Origin of the sequence: Mycobacterium sp., from assembly GCF_025965855.1 — a bacterium.
Lineage (GTDB): Bacteria > Actinomycetota > Actinomycetes > Mycobacteriales > Mycobacteriaceae > Mycobacterium.
The window spans coordinates 1-14,535 of the sequence record NZ_JAOPWB010000112.1; the positions used below are offsets into that span (position 1 = coordinate 1).

15 protein-coding genes are annotated in these 14,535 nt (G+C 66.7%); 10 read left to right on the plus strand and 5 right to left on the minus strand.

Annotation, left to right across the window (positions count from 1 at the left end; all coding sequences use genetic code 11):
- From JWP83_RS08135 to JWP83_RS08145, 3 genes are all read right to left on the minus strand, one after another.
- On the minus strand, window positions 1-825 hold an 825-nt coding region (locus tag JWP83_RS08135), incomplete at its 3' end, for an NAD(P)-dependent oxidoreductase (protein ID WP_297728312.1).
- Entirely contained in the window at window positions 822-1,571 is a 750-nt protein-coding gene (locus tag JWP83_RS08140; protein ID WP_297728315.1) for an SDR family oxidoreductase, read from the minus strand. The genes JWP83_RS08140 and JWP83_RS08135, both read right to left, overlap by 4 nt.
- 14 nt (window positions 1,572-1,585) lie before the next feature.
- On the minus strand, window positions 1,586-3,055 hold the full coding sequence (locus JWP83_RS08145; RefSeq protein ID WP_297728317.1) for an aldehyde dehydrogenase: 1,470 nt from the start codon (window positions 3,053-3,055) through the stop codon (window positions 1,586-1,588).
- A 223-nt stretch (window positions 3,056-3,278) separates the two neighbouring features.
- On the opposite strand from JWP83_RS08145, the gene JWP83_RS08150 reads away from it, so the two are divergent.
- The 9 genes from JWP83_RS08150 (at window position 3,279) to JWP83_RS08190 (ending at window position 11,897) form a co-directional block, all read left to right on the plus strand.
- Window positions 3,279-3,917: a TetR/AcrR family transcriptional regulator gene (locus JWP83_RS08150; RefSeq protein WP_297728320.1), complete on the plus strand. Its 639-nt coding sequence runs from the start codon at window positions 3,279-3,281 to the stop codon at window positions 3,915-3,917.
- Window positions 3,914-5,143 (plus strand): cytochrome P450, encoded by a 1,230-nt coding sequence (locus JWP83_RS08155; RefSeq protein ID WP_297728323.1) that lies wholly within the window; start codon window positions 3,914-3,916, stop codon window positions 5,141-5,143. Before JWP83_RS08150 ends, JWP83_RS08155 begins: the two co-directional genes overlap by 4 nt.
- The gene (locus JWP83_RS08160) at window positions 5,143-5,967 is read left to right on the plus strand and encodes an SDR family oxidoreductase (protein WP_297728326.1); all 825 of its coding nucleotides are present in this window, start codon (window positions 5,143-5,145) and stop codon (window positions 5,965-5,967) included. The genes JWP83_RS08155 and JWP83_RS08160 overlap by 1 nt, the downstream gene beginning before the upstream one ends.
- The gene (locus JWP83_RS08165; protein ID WP_297728329.1) at window positions 5,964-7,313 is read left to right on the plus strand and encodes a cytochrome P450; all 1,350 of its coding nucleotides are present in this window, start codon (window positions 5,964-5,966) and stop codon (window positions 7,311-7,313) included. The genes JWP83_RS08160 and JWP83_RS08165 overlap by 4 nt, the downstream gene beginning before the upstream one ends.
- Before the next feature lie 8 nt (window positions 7,314-7,321).
- Complete coding sequence (locus JWP83_RS08170) at window positions 7,322-7,531, plus strand: ferredoxin (RefSeq protein ID WP_297728332.1); 210 nt, start codon at window positions 7,322-7,324, stop codon at window positions 7,529-7,531.
- Between the two features lie 3 nt (window positions 7,532-7,534).
- A complete protein-coding gene (locus JWP83_RS08175; RefSeq protein WP_297728335.1) occupies window positions 7,535-8,089 on the plus strand; it encodes a nuclear transport factor 2 family protein in 555 nt (184 codons plus the stop codon).
- A 140-nt stretch (window positions 8,090-8,229) separates the two neighbouring features.
- Complete coding sequence (locus tag JWP83_RS08180) at window positions 8,230-9,357, plus strand: NDMA-dependent alcohol dehydrogenase (protein WP_297728338.1); 1,128 nt, start codon at window positions 8,230-8,232, stop codon at window positions 9,355-9,357.
- A 19-nt stretch (window positions 9,358-9,376) separates the two neighbouring features.
- Window positions 9,377-11,434, plus strand: coding sequence for an FAD-dependent oxidoreductase (locus tag JWP83_RS08185; RefSeq protein WP_297728341.1), 2,058 nt, complete (start codon window positions 9,377-9,379; stop codon window positions 11,432-11,434).
- Between the two features lie 16 nt (window positions 11,435-11,450).
- The gene (locus JWP83_RS08190; RefSeq protein WP_297728344.1) at window positions 11,451-11,897 is read left to right on the plus strand and encodes a ketosteroid isomerase family protein; all 447 of its coding nucleotides are present in this window, start codon (window positions 11,451-11,453) and stop codon (window positions 11,895-11,897) included.
- Window positions 11,898-11,933: 36 nt separating this feature from the next.
- On the opposite strand, the gene JWP83_RS08195 is transcribed toward JWP83_RS08190, so the two are convergent.
- Window positions 11,934-12,590, minus strand: coding sequence for a dihydrofolate reductase family protein (locus JWP83_RS08195; RefSeq protein ID WP_297728347.1), 657 nt, complete (start codon window positions 12,588-12,590; stop codon window positions 11,934-11,936).
- A gap of 100 nt (window positions 12,591-12,690) precedes the next feature.
- On the opposite strand from JWP83_RS08195, the gene JWP83_RS08200 reads away from it, so the two are divergent.
- Window positions 12,691-13,095: an HIT family protein gene (locus JWP83_RS08200; RefSeq protein WP_297728352.1), complete on the plus strand. Its 405-nt coding sequence runs from the start codon at window positions 12,691-12,693 to the stop codon at window positions 13,093-13,095.
- Here the strand turns inward: JWP83_RS08200 and JWP83_RS08205 are convergent.
- Window positions 13,083-14,525, minus strand: coding sequence for a HAMP domain-containing sensor histidine kinase (locus JWP83_RS08205; protein ID WP_297728354.1), 1,443 nt, complete (start codon window positions 14,523-14,525; stop codon window positions 13,083-13,085). The two genes, JWP83_RS08200 and JWP83_RS08205, sit on opposite strands and share 13 nt — an antisense overlap.
- Window positions 14,526-14,535 lie beyond the last annotated feature (10 nt).

The following is a 14,535-nucleotide window of genomic DNA, read 5'->3' on the forward strand; positions in this document are numbered from 1 at the left end:
CAGGCCGGCCGCCAGCCGTTCCAATGCCAGCTGGGCCAGCGGTAGCTCGACCGATACCGCCTGACCCAGCGCCAGTGCCAGGCTCAGGTCTTTCTCTCCGAGACCCCGGGTGTGCATGAACGGCTGATATAAGAAGTGTTCCGGCACAAGGTTTTTCATGTCGTCGCGGACCATGATTGCCCCCGGTCCGCCGGTGAGGGCGTCGGTGTGGCGCACCACCCGGCCCAGCGCCTGCAGATCCAGCCCGGACGCCTCGGCCAGTTTCATGGCCTCACACGCCGCGGCGTAGGAGGTGAACGTCAACATGTTGCGGGCCAGCTTCATACGCGTCCCCGCGCCCGGCTCGCCGGCATGGATGACCAGCGCCGCCCAATGTTTGAAAGCCGGCTTGATCCGCTCGTAAACCTCGCGTTCGGCTCCCACCATGGTGGCGAGCTCGCCCTTGGCGGCAGCGGCCGCGCCACCACTGACCGGTGCGTCGACGACATGGATGCCCTGCCGCTTGAGGTCGCTTGCCAGTCCCGCAGCCGTGGTGTCACTGATGGTCGAGTGGATCGCGATGACCGTGCCGGGCTTGGCATGCGCCGCCAGTTCACCGACGACCTCTCGCACCTGCGCATCGTCCAAGACGGTGACGTGGATGATGTCAGCGGCGGCAACGTCGGCGACGCTGTCGGCCAGGCCGGCGCCCTTCTCGGCCAGCGGCGTCATCGCCTCCGCCCGAATGTCGTAAACCGTCACCCCGCCGGGCCATTCGGTCATCTTCGTAGCCATCGGCGCGCCCATGTTGCCAAGCCCGATGTACCCCAGCTTCAGATCTGTCATGACCGTATTATCTGTCCGCCGTCGACATTGAAGATCTGCCCGGTGATCCACGCCGCCTCGTCCGACAGCAGGAACAGGCACATGCCGACTACGTCGTCGGGAGTTCCCATGCGCGACAACGGAAGCCCCTTGACGATGTCGTCAATCATCTCCTTGGGTGTGGTGGTGCGGTTCGCCTCGGTATCGATGGGGCCGGGAGCTATCGCGTTGATCCGGATATTTCGGCCGCCTAGCTCCCGGGAGAGCTGTTGGGTCAGGCCGTTGATGCCGACCTTGGCCAGACCGTAGTAGTTCGCGTACAGCCACGCCGCGGTCGAGGACTGGTTGACGATCGCACCTCCGCCGCGCTTGCTCATCTTCTTGTACACCGCGCGGGTACACCACAGCGCGCCATCGAGATTCACGCTCATGAACCTCTTGTAGTACTCGGGGTCGATGGTGAGCAGGAAATCCAGCTTCATGCCCCCAAATATCGCGGCGTTGTTGACGAGGTAGTCGATGCCGCCGAACTCGGCCAGCGTGCGGTCGGCCATCGCCTTGGCCGATGCCGGGTCCGAAACGTCGACCGGGATGCTGATCGCGGTGCCGCCGTCGGCGACGACCTGCTTGGCCACCCCTTCGGCCGCCTCCGCATTGATATCGGCCACGACAACCGCCGCGCCCTCCCGCGCCAGCGCCTCGGCGTAGGCCTGACCGATTCCGCCACCGGCACCGGTGACGATGGCAACCTTGTTTTCAAACCGCATGCTCTCAAGCTCCTCTAGTTAACCGCTGTCGCAATGGTCTTGGTTTCCAAGTACTCCTCGAAACCGGCCAGGCCCATCTCACGTCCGTTGCCGGACTGCTTGTACCCCCCGAAGGGTGCATCGGCCGAGTACCACACGCCGCCGTTGACATTGACGGTGCCCACCCGCAGCCGCGCGGCCACCTTCGCGGCGCGCTCCGGGTCAGCGCCAAACACGCTACCCGACAACCCATATGGCGAGTCGTTGGCGATGCGCACAGCGTCGTGGTCGCCGTCGTGCGGAATCACCGTCAAGACCGGGCCGAAGATCTCCTCGCGCGCGCAGCGCGCGTCGTTGCCCAGCCCCGCGATCACGGTGGGCTCGATGAAGAAACCGACTTCGCGGTCGGCCGGCGGGCCTCCTCCGCACGCAAACGTCCCGCCCTCGGCGATCGCCGAGTCGAGATAGCCCTGTATCCGATCACGCTGGCGCGCCGAAATCACTGGACCGCAAATGGTTCCGGGGTCGGTGGGGTCGCCGGCCTTGATACCGCCCACCGTTGCGGCCGCGATGGAGACGGCCTCGTCATACCGCGCTCGCGGCACCACCAGCCGGGTGGTGATTGCGCATCCTTGCCCCGCGTGCATGCAGACCGAGAACCCGGCCACGCCCACCGCGCCGCCCAAGTCGGCGTCGTCGAGCACGATGAACGCCGACTTGCCACCCAGCTCGAGGAAGACCTTCTTGATGGTCGCGGCGCCGTCGGCCATCACGCTGCGACCGGTGGCGGTCGACCCGGTGAACGAAACCATGTCCACGCGAGGGTCTTTCGCCAACAACGCGCCCACGCCGTGGTCGCTGGAGGTGACGATGTTGATTACCCCGGGCGGGAAGTCGGTGTGCTCGGCGATGAGTTCCCCCAGCACGGCGGCGCACCAGGGGGTGTCGGGGGCGGGCTTCAAGACGACGGCGTTTCCGGCGGCCAGCGCGGGCCCGATCTTGGCGAGGTTGATCTGGTGGGGAAAGTTCCACGGGGTGATGGCGCCGACGACACCGACGGCCTCACGGGCGATGATGCGCCGGGTGGGGATACCCATCGGCGACGCCTCGCCGAGATCCTGGCTGTACTCGTACGATTCGGCGGTATCCGCCGCGAACGCCAGGTCGTTGACCGGCACTTCGAGCTGAGCGATCCGGGTGATCATCCGCGGCGCGCCGACTTCGGCAATCGTCAGGTCGCGCAGCTCTTCGAGGTGTGCCTGCATCGCCTGGCGCAGCTGACGCACGCACCGCACCCGTAGCTCCGTGTTGCGCGACCAATCGGTCTCGTCGAATGCACGCCGCGAGGCGTCGATGGCGCGTTCCATATCGCCGGCGCCGGCGTCGGCAGCGACTCCCAGCACTTCCTCGGTGGCCGGGTTGACCGTCGGGAAGGTGCCGGCGCTGCCGGTCGATATCTTGCCGTCGATAAACAGTCCGCTGACACCGTCGGCCAACAAGGCCATTTCCCGCTCCTGTCTCTGGCGTGCAAATCCGGAGGTTAAATCCGCAAGGCCATTCAGTGGACAGTTGTCCGATATCGTCCCATCGCACGATAGCCGTCAGGTTGTAGGCGGTGCAAGAGCCTATCTTTCGCAACGCCCCTCAAGAGCCGGAAAACGGCTTATTAAGACGCATATTGACCGGGCGGGCTTGCTTCGTATCCCATCCATCCGATAGCTTGGACATGTGTCCAGCGATGCCCTGGTTACGGTCACATCCCAGGCCGAGCGCCCGCCCGGCCAGGCGCCACGCAATCGCCGCCAGGAAGTGACCTTCCGTAAGGTGCTCGCCGCCGGCATCGAAACCCTGCGCGAGAAGTCGTATGCGGACCTGACGGTGCGTGGGGTCGCCGCCCGCGCCAAAGTCGCCCCGGCCACCGCCTACACCTACTTCTCGTCGAAAAACCATTTGATCGCCGAGGTGTACCTGGACCTGGTCCAACAGGTCCCGTTCTTCACCGACGTCAACGACCCGATGCCGGTCCGGGTGGACAGGGTGCTGCGCCACCTGGCGCTGGTCGTCGCCGACGAACCCGAGGTCGGCGCGGCATGCACGATCGCGCTGCTCGGCGGGGGCGCCGATCCCGCGGTGGGCGCCGCGCGCGACCGGATCGGCGCGGAGATTCACCGCCGCATCGCCACCGCGATCGGGCCCGGCGCCGACCCCAGCACTGTGTCCGCGCTCGAGATGGCGTTCTTCGGCGCATTGGTGCAGGCCGCCAGTGGGCAGTTCACCTATCACCAGATCGCCGACCGGCTGGCCTACGTGGTGAGCCTGATCTTGCCCGGCGCCGGGGAGACAACCCAGGAGACAAGAACCGAATGACCGTGCACGTTGGAGACCACGAACTGGTCCTCGATCCGTACGACTACGACTTCCACGAGGATCCGTATCCGTATTACAGGCGGCTGCGCGACGACGCTCCGCTGTATCGCAACGAGCAGCTCAGGTTTTGGGCGCTGTCGCGGCATCAGGATGTGCTGCAGGGATTTCGCAATAGCACAACGCTTTCCAACAAGTACGGCGTCTCGCTGGATCCGGCGTCGCGCGGCCCGCACGCCAGCAAGACGATGAGCTTCCAGGCGATGGACGACCCGGCCCACCAGCGGCTGCGCACCCTGGTGTCGAAGGGCTTCACGCCGCGCCGCATTCGCGAGCTCGAACCGCGGGTCACCGAGATCGCGGTCAAGCACCTCGACAGCATGCTCGAACAGGCTAGGTCTTCAGCGTCCGGCGCCACCGTGGATTTCGTCGACCAGTTCGCGGGCAAGCTGCCCATGGACGTGATCTCCGAGCTCATGGGCGTGCCCGAGGCGGACCGCGTGCAGGTCCGGGCCTGGGCCGACGGCGTGATGCACCGCGAGGAGGGAGTCGCCGACGTGCCGCCGGAGGCCGTCGAGGCGTCCATCAACCTGATCGTCTATTACCAGCAAATGGTGGCCGAGCGGCGCAAGGCGCCCACCGACGATCTGACCACCGCGCTGCTGGAGGCCGAGATCGACGGCGACCGGCTCACCGACGAGGAAGTGCTCGGCTTCATGTTCCTCATGGTGATCGCAGGAAACGAGACCACCACCAAACTCCTTGCAAATGCCGCGTTCTGGGGCCACAAGAACCCGGGTCAGCTGGCACCGGTCTACGACGACGCCGAACTGGTGCCGCTGTGGGTCGAGGAGACGCTGCGCTACGACACGTCCAGCCAGATCCTGGCCCGCACCGTGTCCGGCGAGCTCACCCTGTATGACACCACGATCCCTGAGGGGGACGTGCTCCTGCTGCTGCCCGGTTCGGCCCATCGCGATGAGCGGGTGTTCGACAACCCCGACGATTACGTCATCGGGCGCGATATCGGTTCCAAGCTCATGAGTTTCGGTAGCGGCGCGCACTTCTGTTTGGGTGCCCACCTGGCCCGGATGGAAGCCCGGGTGGCGCTCACCGAGTTGTTCAAGCGAATCCGCGGGTACGAGGTCGACGAGGCCAACGCCGTCCGCGTCCACTCCAGCAATGTCCGCGGATTCGCCCATCTACCAATCACTGTGGAGACCCGCTGATGCCTCGCTTTGACCCGCTGCCCGAACGTCGACCGGCGATCGTCGCGGGCGCCTCCTCCGGCATCGGGGAGGCAACGGCCATCGAGCTGGCGGCGCACGGCTTCCCGGTCGCCTTGGGCGCCCGCCGGGTCGAGAAGCTCGACGACATCGTCGGCAAGATCAACGCGGAGGGCGGCGAGGCGGTCGGATTCCACCTGGACGTCACCGACCCGAACTCGGTGAAATCCTTTGTCGCGCAGTCGGTCGACGCGCTAGGCGAGATTGAGGTGCTGGTGACCGGCGCGGGCGACACCTATTTCGGCAAGCTCGCCGAGATCACCACCGACGAGTTCGAGTCGCAGCTGCAGATCCACCTCGTCGGTGCTAACCGGCTGGCCGGCGCGGTGCTGCCGGGAATGCTCGAGCGGCAGCGCGGCGACCTGATCTTCGTCGGCTCCGACGTGGCCCTGCGCCAGCGGCCGCACATGGGCGCCTACGGTGCGGCCAAGGCCGCGCTCGTCGCGATGGTCACCAACTTCCAGATGGAGTTCGAAGGCACCGGCGTGCGGGCCTCGATCGTGCACCCCGGACCGACGAAGACGTCGATGGGCTGGAGCCTGCCGGCCGACAAGATCGGTCCCGCGCTGGAGGACTGGGCCAAATGGGGCCAGGCGCGCCACGACTACTTTCTGCGCGCGGCGGACCTGGCACGAGCCATCACGTTCGTCGCCGAGACACCGCGCGGTGGCTTCATCGCGAACATGGAACTTCAGCCCGAAGCCCCGTTGACCGAGAACAAGAATCGCCAGAAGCTCGCGCTCGGCGAAGATGGGATGCCGTCATGACAACCGCTATCGTGCCGCGGGTTTCCGGCGGCGAAAAAGAGCACGGCCATCTCGAGGAGTTCCGCACCGACCCGATCGGGCTGATGCAGCGCACCCGCGACGAGTGTGGGGACGTGGGTTGGTTCCAGCTGGCGGACAAGCACATCATCCTGTTGTCCGGCGGGAGCGCCAACGAATTCTTCTTCCGTTCCGCGGACGAGGATCTCGACCAGGCCGAGGCCTACCCGTTCATGACGCCGATCTTCGGCAAGGGTGTCGTCTTCGACGCCAGCCCGGAGCGGCGCAAGGAGATGCTGCACAACTCGGCGCTGCGGGGCGAGCACATGAAGGGTCACGCCACCACCATCGAGCGCGAAGTGCACCGGATGGTCGAAAACTGGGGCGACGAAGGCGAGATCGACCTGCTGGACTTCTTCGCCGAGTTGACCATCTACACCTCGACGTCGTGCCTCATCGGTACGAAGTTCCGCAACCAGCTCGACTCGAGGTTCGCGAACTTCTACCACGAGCTCGAGCGCGGCACGGACCCGTTGTGCTATGTCGACCCGAATCTGCCGATCGAGAGCTTCCGCAAGCGCGACGAGGCCCGAAAAGGCTTGGTGGCGCTGGTGCAGGAGATCATGAACCAGCGGATCGCCAACCCGCCGGCGGACAAGAGCGATCGCGACATGCTCGACGTCCTGGTGTCGATCAAGGACGAGGAGGGCAACGCGCGGTTCTCGGCCGACGAGATCACCGGCATGTTCATCTCGTTGATGTTCGCCGGGCACCACACCAGTTCGGGCACCTCCGCGTGGACGCTGATCGAATTGCTGCGCCACCCTGACGTCTACACCGAGGTGATCAAGGAGCTCGACGAGCTCTACGCCGACGGCCAGTCGGTGAGTTTCCATGCGCTGCGTCAGATTCCGCGGCTGGAGAACGTGCTGAAGGAGACGCTGCGGCTCCATCCGCCGCTGATCATCCTGATGCGGGTGGCCAAGGGCGAGTTCGAGGTCGAAGGCTTTCCCATTCACGAGGGTGATTTCGTGGCCGCCTCGCCGGCGATCTCCAACCGCATCCCGGAAGACTTCCCCAATCCGGACGACTTCGTGCCGGAGCGCTACGACGAGCCACGCCAGGAAGATCTGCTCAACCGCTGGACGTGGATCCCGTTCGGCGCCGGCCGGCACCGCTGCGTGGGCGCGGCGTTCGCCACCATGCAGATCAAGGCGATCTTCTCGGTGTTGTTGCGCCAGTACGAGTTTGAGATGGCCCAAGCCCCGGATAGCTACCGCAACGATCACTCGAAGATGGTGGTGCAGCTGGCCAGGCCCGCCAAAGTGCGCTACCGCCTCAGGAAATAGGGGTTCATATGGGTTACCGAGTCGAGGCCGACCTGGACTTGTGCCAGGGCCATGCGATGTGCGAGCTGGAAGCGCCGGACTATTTCCGGGTGCCCAAGCGCGGCAAGGTCGAGATCCTTGATGCCGAGCCGCCCGACGAAGCCCGCAGGGAGATCGAGCAGGCCGTGCTGGCCTGCCCGACCCAAGCACTGTCCATCAAAGAAGACAACGGAGGCTAACCCATGAATTCACAGCCGTCACACTCACGCGAAGGACTCGAGGCATGGGTCGACCGCTGGCTGCAGGCCAATAAGGACTGCGAAAAAGCCGGTGACTGGTCGCCGCTGGCGGACTTCTACGCCAAGGACGCCACCTACGGCTGGAACATCGGTCCCAAAGAAGACGTGATGTGCGTGGGCGTCGACGAGATCCGCGACATCGCGCTCGGCCTGGAGATGGAGGGCCTGGAGAACTGGGTCTACGAGTACCAGAAGGTGCTCATCGACGAGAAGCAGGGCGAGATCGTCGGCTTCTGGAAGCAGATCGTCAACAAGACCGACGGCACCCAGGACGAGATCTACGGCATCGGCGGCAGCTGGTTCCGCCTCAACAGCGACCAGCTCATCGAGTGGCAGCGTGACTTCTTCGACTTCGGTCACGTCGCGAAGATGTTCGCGACCCTCATCGAGTCCGGCGACCTCAGCGCCGGGATGCAGAGGCGGATCGAACGCAGCATCGCCGGTGAAAAGGTTCCGGGCTACTACCCGCTCGGCCGGGCACCCGTGCCGATCTGGTGAGCCGGGACCAACCAAGCACTTGTTTCGTCGCACGCGCTATGCTGACCGACAGGGGTGCCCTGTGGCACTCGTCACCACCGCTGCCAGGCAAGACGGGTCGGGCAGTCTCAATTCAAAGGCGAAATGGGGTCAGGTCCAAGGTGAAGACAAAAGGCGCTCTGATCTGGGAGTTCAACCAGCCGTGGTCCATCGAGGACATCGAGATCGGCGACCCGCAGGCCCATGAGGTCAAGATCCAGATGGAAGCGGCGGGCATGTGCCACTCCGACCATCACCTGGTCACCGGCGGCATCCCGATGGCGGGTTTCCCGGTGCTGGGCGGCCACGAGGGTGCGGGCATCGTCACCGAGGTCGGGCCCGGCGTGGAAGACATCGCCCCGGGCGACCACGTGGTGCTGTCGTTCATCCCGTCCTGCGGGACCTGTCCGACCTGTCAGGCCGGTCTGCGCAACCTGTGTGACCTGGGCGCCGGGCTGCTCGGCGGAGCCGCGGTGTCCGACGGCACGTTCCGCATCCAGGCGCGTGGCCAGAACGTCTTCCCCATGACGTTGCTGGGGACGTTCTCGCCGTACATGGTGGTGCACCGCAGCTCGGTGGTGAAGATCGACCCGTCGGTGCCGTTCGAGGTGGCCGCCCTGGTCGGCTGCGGCGTCACCACCGGCTACGGTTCGGCGGTCCGCACCGCCGACATACGGCCGGGTCAGGACGTCGCCATCGTCGGTGTCGGCGGCGTGGGCATGGCGGCGCTGCAGGGTGCCGTCAACGCGGGCGCGCGCTACATCTTCGCGATCGACCCGGTGGAGTGGAAGCGCGATCAGGCCCTGAAGTTCGGCGCCACGCACGTCTACCCCGACATCAACGCCGCGCTGATGGGCATGGCCGAGGTCACCTACGGCCTGATGGCCCACAAGGTGATCGTGACGGTCGGCGAGCTGCACGGCGCCGACGTCGACGCCTACCTGAACATCACCCAAAAGGGTGGCACCTGCGTGCTGACCGCGATCGGCAGCCTGCTGGACACGAACGTGACGCTGAACCTGGCGATGCTGACCCTGATGCAGAAGAACCTGCAGGGCACCATCTTCGGCGGCGGCAACCCGCAGTACGACATCCCGCAACTGCTGTCGATGTACAAGGCCGGCAAGCTCAACCTCGACGACATGATCACCCGCCAGTACCGGCTCGAGCAGATCAACGACGGGTACCAGGACATGTTGGCCGGCAAGAACATTCGCGGCGTCATCCGCTACACGGACGCCGACCGGTAAGCCCGCCGTTGATTCGCCGGTGACCACCGGCTTCCCACACCTGTTGGCGCCGGGACGAATCGGCGCCATGGCGGTGCGCAACCGCGTGGTCATGTCTCCGATGGAGACGATGTACGGCACCCCGGATGGGCTGCCGTCACAGCGCACCCGCGACTACTTCGCCGCTCGCGCCAGGGGTGGGGTCGGCCTGATCACGTTGGGCGCCACCGGGGTCGACCGCCAGCATCCCGAGACGCCCGGCGGCCTGCACCTGGCCACCGACGACGCGGTCGACGCGCACCGGGCGCTGGTCGAGGCGGTGCACGAACACGGCGCCAAGATCCAGCCCCAGATCGTGCACGCCGGGCCCGACGGCCTGGGACCGGAGATCTTCGGTGTCACTTCGTTGGGTCCGTCGGTGATTCCCTCCTACCTCACCGGTAGACCGTCGGCCGAGATCAGCAAGCGGCAGCTCTGCGAGGTGTTCGATCTGTTCAAGGCCGCGGTGCGCCGCGCCGCCGAGGCCGGTTACGACGGCATCGAATTACACGCCGCCCACGGCTACATGCTGCTCGGCTCTTTCCTTGCCCCACAACGCAATCGGCGCACCGACGACTACCGGGGCGACTCGGCGCGCGGTCGGGCGCGGGTGGTGCTGGAGGCGCTCGCCGCGATTCGCTCCGAGGTCGGCGACGCCCTGCCGATCACGCTGCGCATCTCCGGCTACGAACGGGTCGCCGGAGGCCGGCCGATCTACGAAACCGCGCGGCTGGCCACCGAACTCGTGGCCGCCGGCGTGAGCGCGTTCCACGTCAGCGGAGGGGTGATCGATCGGCTCGTCACCGGGATGGTGAACGGCGCCGACGACGGCGACGAGGTCAACGTCGGTGCCGCGGCCGCGGTCAAGCAGGTGGTCGACGTGCCGGTGATCGCCGTGGGCCGTATCCACGACCCGGTCCGGGCCGAACGGACCCTGGCCGAGGGGCGCGCAGATTTCATCGCGATGGGACGTCCGTTGCTGGCCGACCCCGACCTGCCAAGCAAGCTGCAGTCAGGCCAGGCGCATCGGGTTCGAAAGTGCATTTCCTGTGAAAACTGCATCGACGCAATGGAACAACGCTTTTCCGTCGACTGCGCCGTCAATCCCCGTACCGGCAAGGAGCGCGAACTGGCCGGGCCCCGCGCCGCACGCGCCAAGCGCGTGGTGGTGATCGGCGGCGGACCGGCCGGGCTGGAGGCCGCCCGCGTTGCCGCCGAACGCGGTCACCGTGTCACGCTTTTCGAGCGCGGCGGCCAACTCGGCGGGGCCTTGCGCTGGGCGTCGGTCCTGCACCCGGAGAACCAGCCCTTCCTGCAATACCTGCGCGACGAGATCAAGGCGAGCACGACGACAGTCCGCCTGGGCCATCGTATTTCGGCCGACGAGGTGGTCTCGCAAGCGCCCGACGCGGTGGTGGTGGCCACCGGCGGCCGCGTCGCGGTGCCCGCCATTCCCGGCGCGGGCCTGCCGCACGTGCTCAGCGGGCCCGGGTTGCGCGAGTTGCTCGCCGGCCACGCCGAACCCGGTACCCCGGCCTGGCAGCGGCTGGGCGCCAAACTGCTGGCCGGCTGGCGGCAGGCGCTGGTGCGCCCCGCCGCGGTTCGGCTCGCCACCCGGGCGTGGATGCCGTTAGGCCGAAGGGTCGCCATCATCGGCGGCGACCTGGTCGCCCTGGAACTCGCCGAGTTCCTGGCGAGCCGGGGCCGCCTCGTGTCGATCCTCGAGGAGGGCAAGGACATTGCCCCCGAGGTGGGCAACAAGCGCAAGACCGAGCACATGGATCGTCTCGACCGGCTCGGCGTCACCGTGCACGTCCGCGTGGCCGTCGAACGGATCACGACGCAGGCCGTGGTGTTTGCGCCCGCCGGTGGCGCCACCCGGGCGCTGGCCGCCGACAGCGTCGTCATCGCCGGCACCGTCCAGCCCGACACCGCCTTGCTCGATGCCCTGGTCGCCGCCATGCCCGGCGCCGACGTGCACGCGGCCGGCGACTGCAGCGGCCTCGGCCTCATCCGCAAAGCCACCGAGGAAGGCGCACGTGCCGCGTGCGCGATCTAACGACAGGAGAAAGCAAATGACCGACACCTCAGAGTCTCAGGCATCCCAGGCATCTCAGGCCTCCCCGGCACTGACGGCGTCGCAATCCTCGTGGCGGTGCGTGCAGGCCCACGACCGGGAAGGCTGGCTGGCGCTGATGGCCGACGAAGTTGTCGTCGAGGACCCGATCGGCAAGTCCGTCACCAACCCGGACGGCACCGGGGTGCGGGGCAAGGAGGCCGTCGCGGCCTTCTACGACAACAACATCGCGGCCAACCGGCTGACCATCACCTGCGAGGAGACGTTCCCGTCGAGTTCGCCCGACGAGATCGCGCATATCCTGGTGCTGCACAGCAAGTTTGAGGGCGGGTTCACCAGCACGGTGCGCGGGGTGTTCACCTACAAGGTCAACGACGCGGGCCTGATCACGAACATGCGCGGCTACTGGAACCTCGACATGATGAAGTTCGGCAAGGAGGAGTGAGCCGCTCAGCCGGCGTGGCAACGCGGCGGCAAATGCCTAACGGCGCGCAAGGCTCAGATGTGTGACGCCGCTGGGGCTGGTCACCGACTCCACCGCGAACCGCTGCTCGATGCCCTCTAGTCCCTGCCACAACGGCTCCCCACGTCCCAAGAGGATGGGCACAACCGCGATGTGCATCTGGTCAACGAGGTCCTCGGCGAGGAATTGGCGGATGGTCGACGGTCCCCCGCCGAGGCGAATGTCGAGGTTTCCGGCGGCTTTTCGGGCGATCTCGAGGGATTCCGCGGGGCTGGCATCGATGAAGTGGAATGTGGTGCCACCTTCCATCTCGATGGTGGGCCGGGGATGGTGGGTGAGCACGAAGACCGGGGTATGAAACGGCGGGTCGGCGCCCCACCAGCCTTTCCATTCTTCGCCGCCCTCTTGGCTGTTCCATGGGCCGAGCTGCGGCCCGAACTTGCGACGTCCCATAATTTCGGCGCCGATGCCATGGGCCCACATGCGGGCCAGGGCGTCGTCGATGCCCGTCGTCCCACCCGATTCGCCGTGCATTGCGCGGAAGGTGCGGGTAGCGAAGAACCACTCGTGCAATCGGCCGCCGGCATGCCCGAACGGCGCGTCCACGCTTTGTCCAATGCCCGTACCGAAACCGTCGAGGGAAACCGAAAAGTTGTGCACGCGCACCTGTGACATGGCGGGATCTCCTAAGCATGCTGCGTCGTTGGTCGTTGCAGGATGGACCGTCAACACCCGCCAAACTCATCGGTGGATCGCCAAACATATGCTGGGGGCCATGGCGTCGATCTTCACCAAGATCATCAACCGCGAACTTCCCGGCCGCTTCGTCTACGAGGACGACGACATCGTCGCGTTCCTGACGATCGAGCCGATGACACAGGGCCACACGCTGGTGGTGCCCCGCGCCGAGATCGATCAGTGGCAAGACGTCGACGGTGAGGTGTTCGCCCGCGTCATGGCGGTGAGCCAGCTGATCGGCAAGGCCGTGTGCAAGGCGTTCGGAGTCGAGCGTGCCGGGATGATCATCGCCGGGCTGGAGGTGCCCCATCTGCACGTCCACGTCTTCCCCACCCGCAGCCTGAGCGACTTCGGTTTTGCCAACGTGGACCGCAACCCGTCAGCGGAATCCCTCGATGCGGCCCAAGCCAAAATCACGGCGGCGCTGGCTCAACTGGCGTGAACCGGCTCCGGCGCGGGAACTTCGCTGACGCGGGGCAGCGTGACGCGGAAGCAGGACCCCTCGCCGGGTGAGGTCGTCACGGTGACGTCGCCGCCGTGCGCGCGCACCAACGAGTCGACGATGGATAGCCCAAGACCCGTGCCGCCGCTGGCCCGCGCCCGGGAGGAGTCGGTGCGGTAGAACCGCTCGAACACACGCGACGCGTCCTGCTGATTCATGCCGGGCCCCTTGTCGCCCACCTCGAGCACCGCGTCGTCACCCGCGGTGCCGACCCGGATAGTGACGTCGGCGCTTGGCGGGGTGTGCTGCAGGGCATTGGCGACGAGGTTGCTGAGCACCTGCCGGATCCGCGGTTCGTCGCCGAGCACCTCCGGGGTGCCGGGCCCGTCGAGGACCTCCATGGTGATGGCGCGCTTGGGATCGATCGCCTGCGCATCGTGCACGGCATCGCTGGCCAGCGCCAGCAGGTCCACCCGGTGGTGTTCCAGCGGTCGCTGCACGTCCAGCCGGGCCAGCAGCAGCAAGTCGTCCACCAACAGGCCCATCCGGCTGGCTTCGCTTTCGATCCGCGACAACAGCATGGACACGTCGCGCGCGGCGCCCTGGCGATACAGTTCCGCGAAGCCGCGGATGGTGGTCAGCGGCGTGCGCAGTTCGTGGCTGGCGTCGGTGATGAACCGTCGCATGCGTTCCTCGGAACCGCGGGCCTTCTCGGCCGAAGACTCCGAGGAGGCCAGGGCTTGTTGGATCTGGGTGAGCATTCCGTTGAGCGCCAACGAAAGTCGGCCCACCTCGGTTCGGGCATCGCGTTCCGGGACGCGGCGATCCAGCTGGCCCGCGGCGATGTCCGCGGCGGTGTGTTCGACCTCTGTCAGTGGCCGCAGGCTGCGGTGCACCACCGCGAAGCTGGCGATCCCGACGACGGCCAGCACCGCGACCCCGATGCCGATCTGCAACCAGACCAGGGAGCTCAGCGTGTGCTGCACGTCGGACAGGTCGACCGCGACCGTCGTCAGGCCGTGCGGGCCGCGCACCGATACCGCTCGCCATTGAATGTCAGAGCCGTTGACCGAGGGCAGCGTCGTCGGATTGGGGCCGACGTCGTTGTCGGGCGGTAGGGCCGGTTCGGCGTTGTGGTCGTTGATGGCGGTGAACGGGCTGCCGTCGGTGCCGATGCCGCGCACGTAGAACTTCGACGGCGGCCGGCCGGGATCGGGCCCTTCGTAGGGGGGCGGTGACTGCCGCCGCGGGGCCTGCGCCCAGCCGCGGGAGGCGTCGAGCAGCGTCTGGTCGATCCGGCTGATCAGACTGTGCCGCAGGATCGAGGTGACGGCGAGGCCCGAGACCGCGAGACCGCAGGCCACCAAGAGCAGGGTGGCGGCCACCAGGCCCACCCGCAGTGGCAATCCGCGACGAACCTTGCTGGCCATCCTCGTAGGC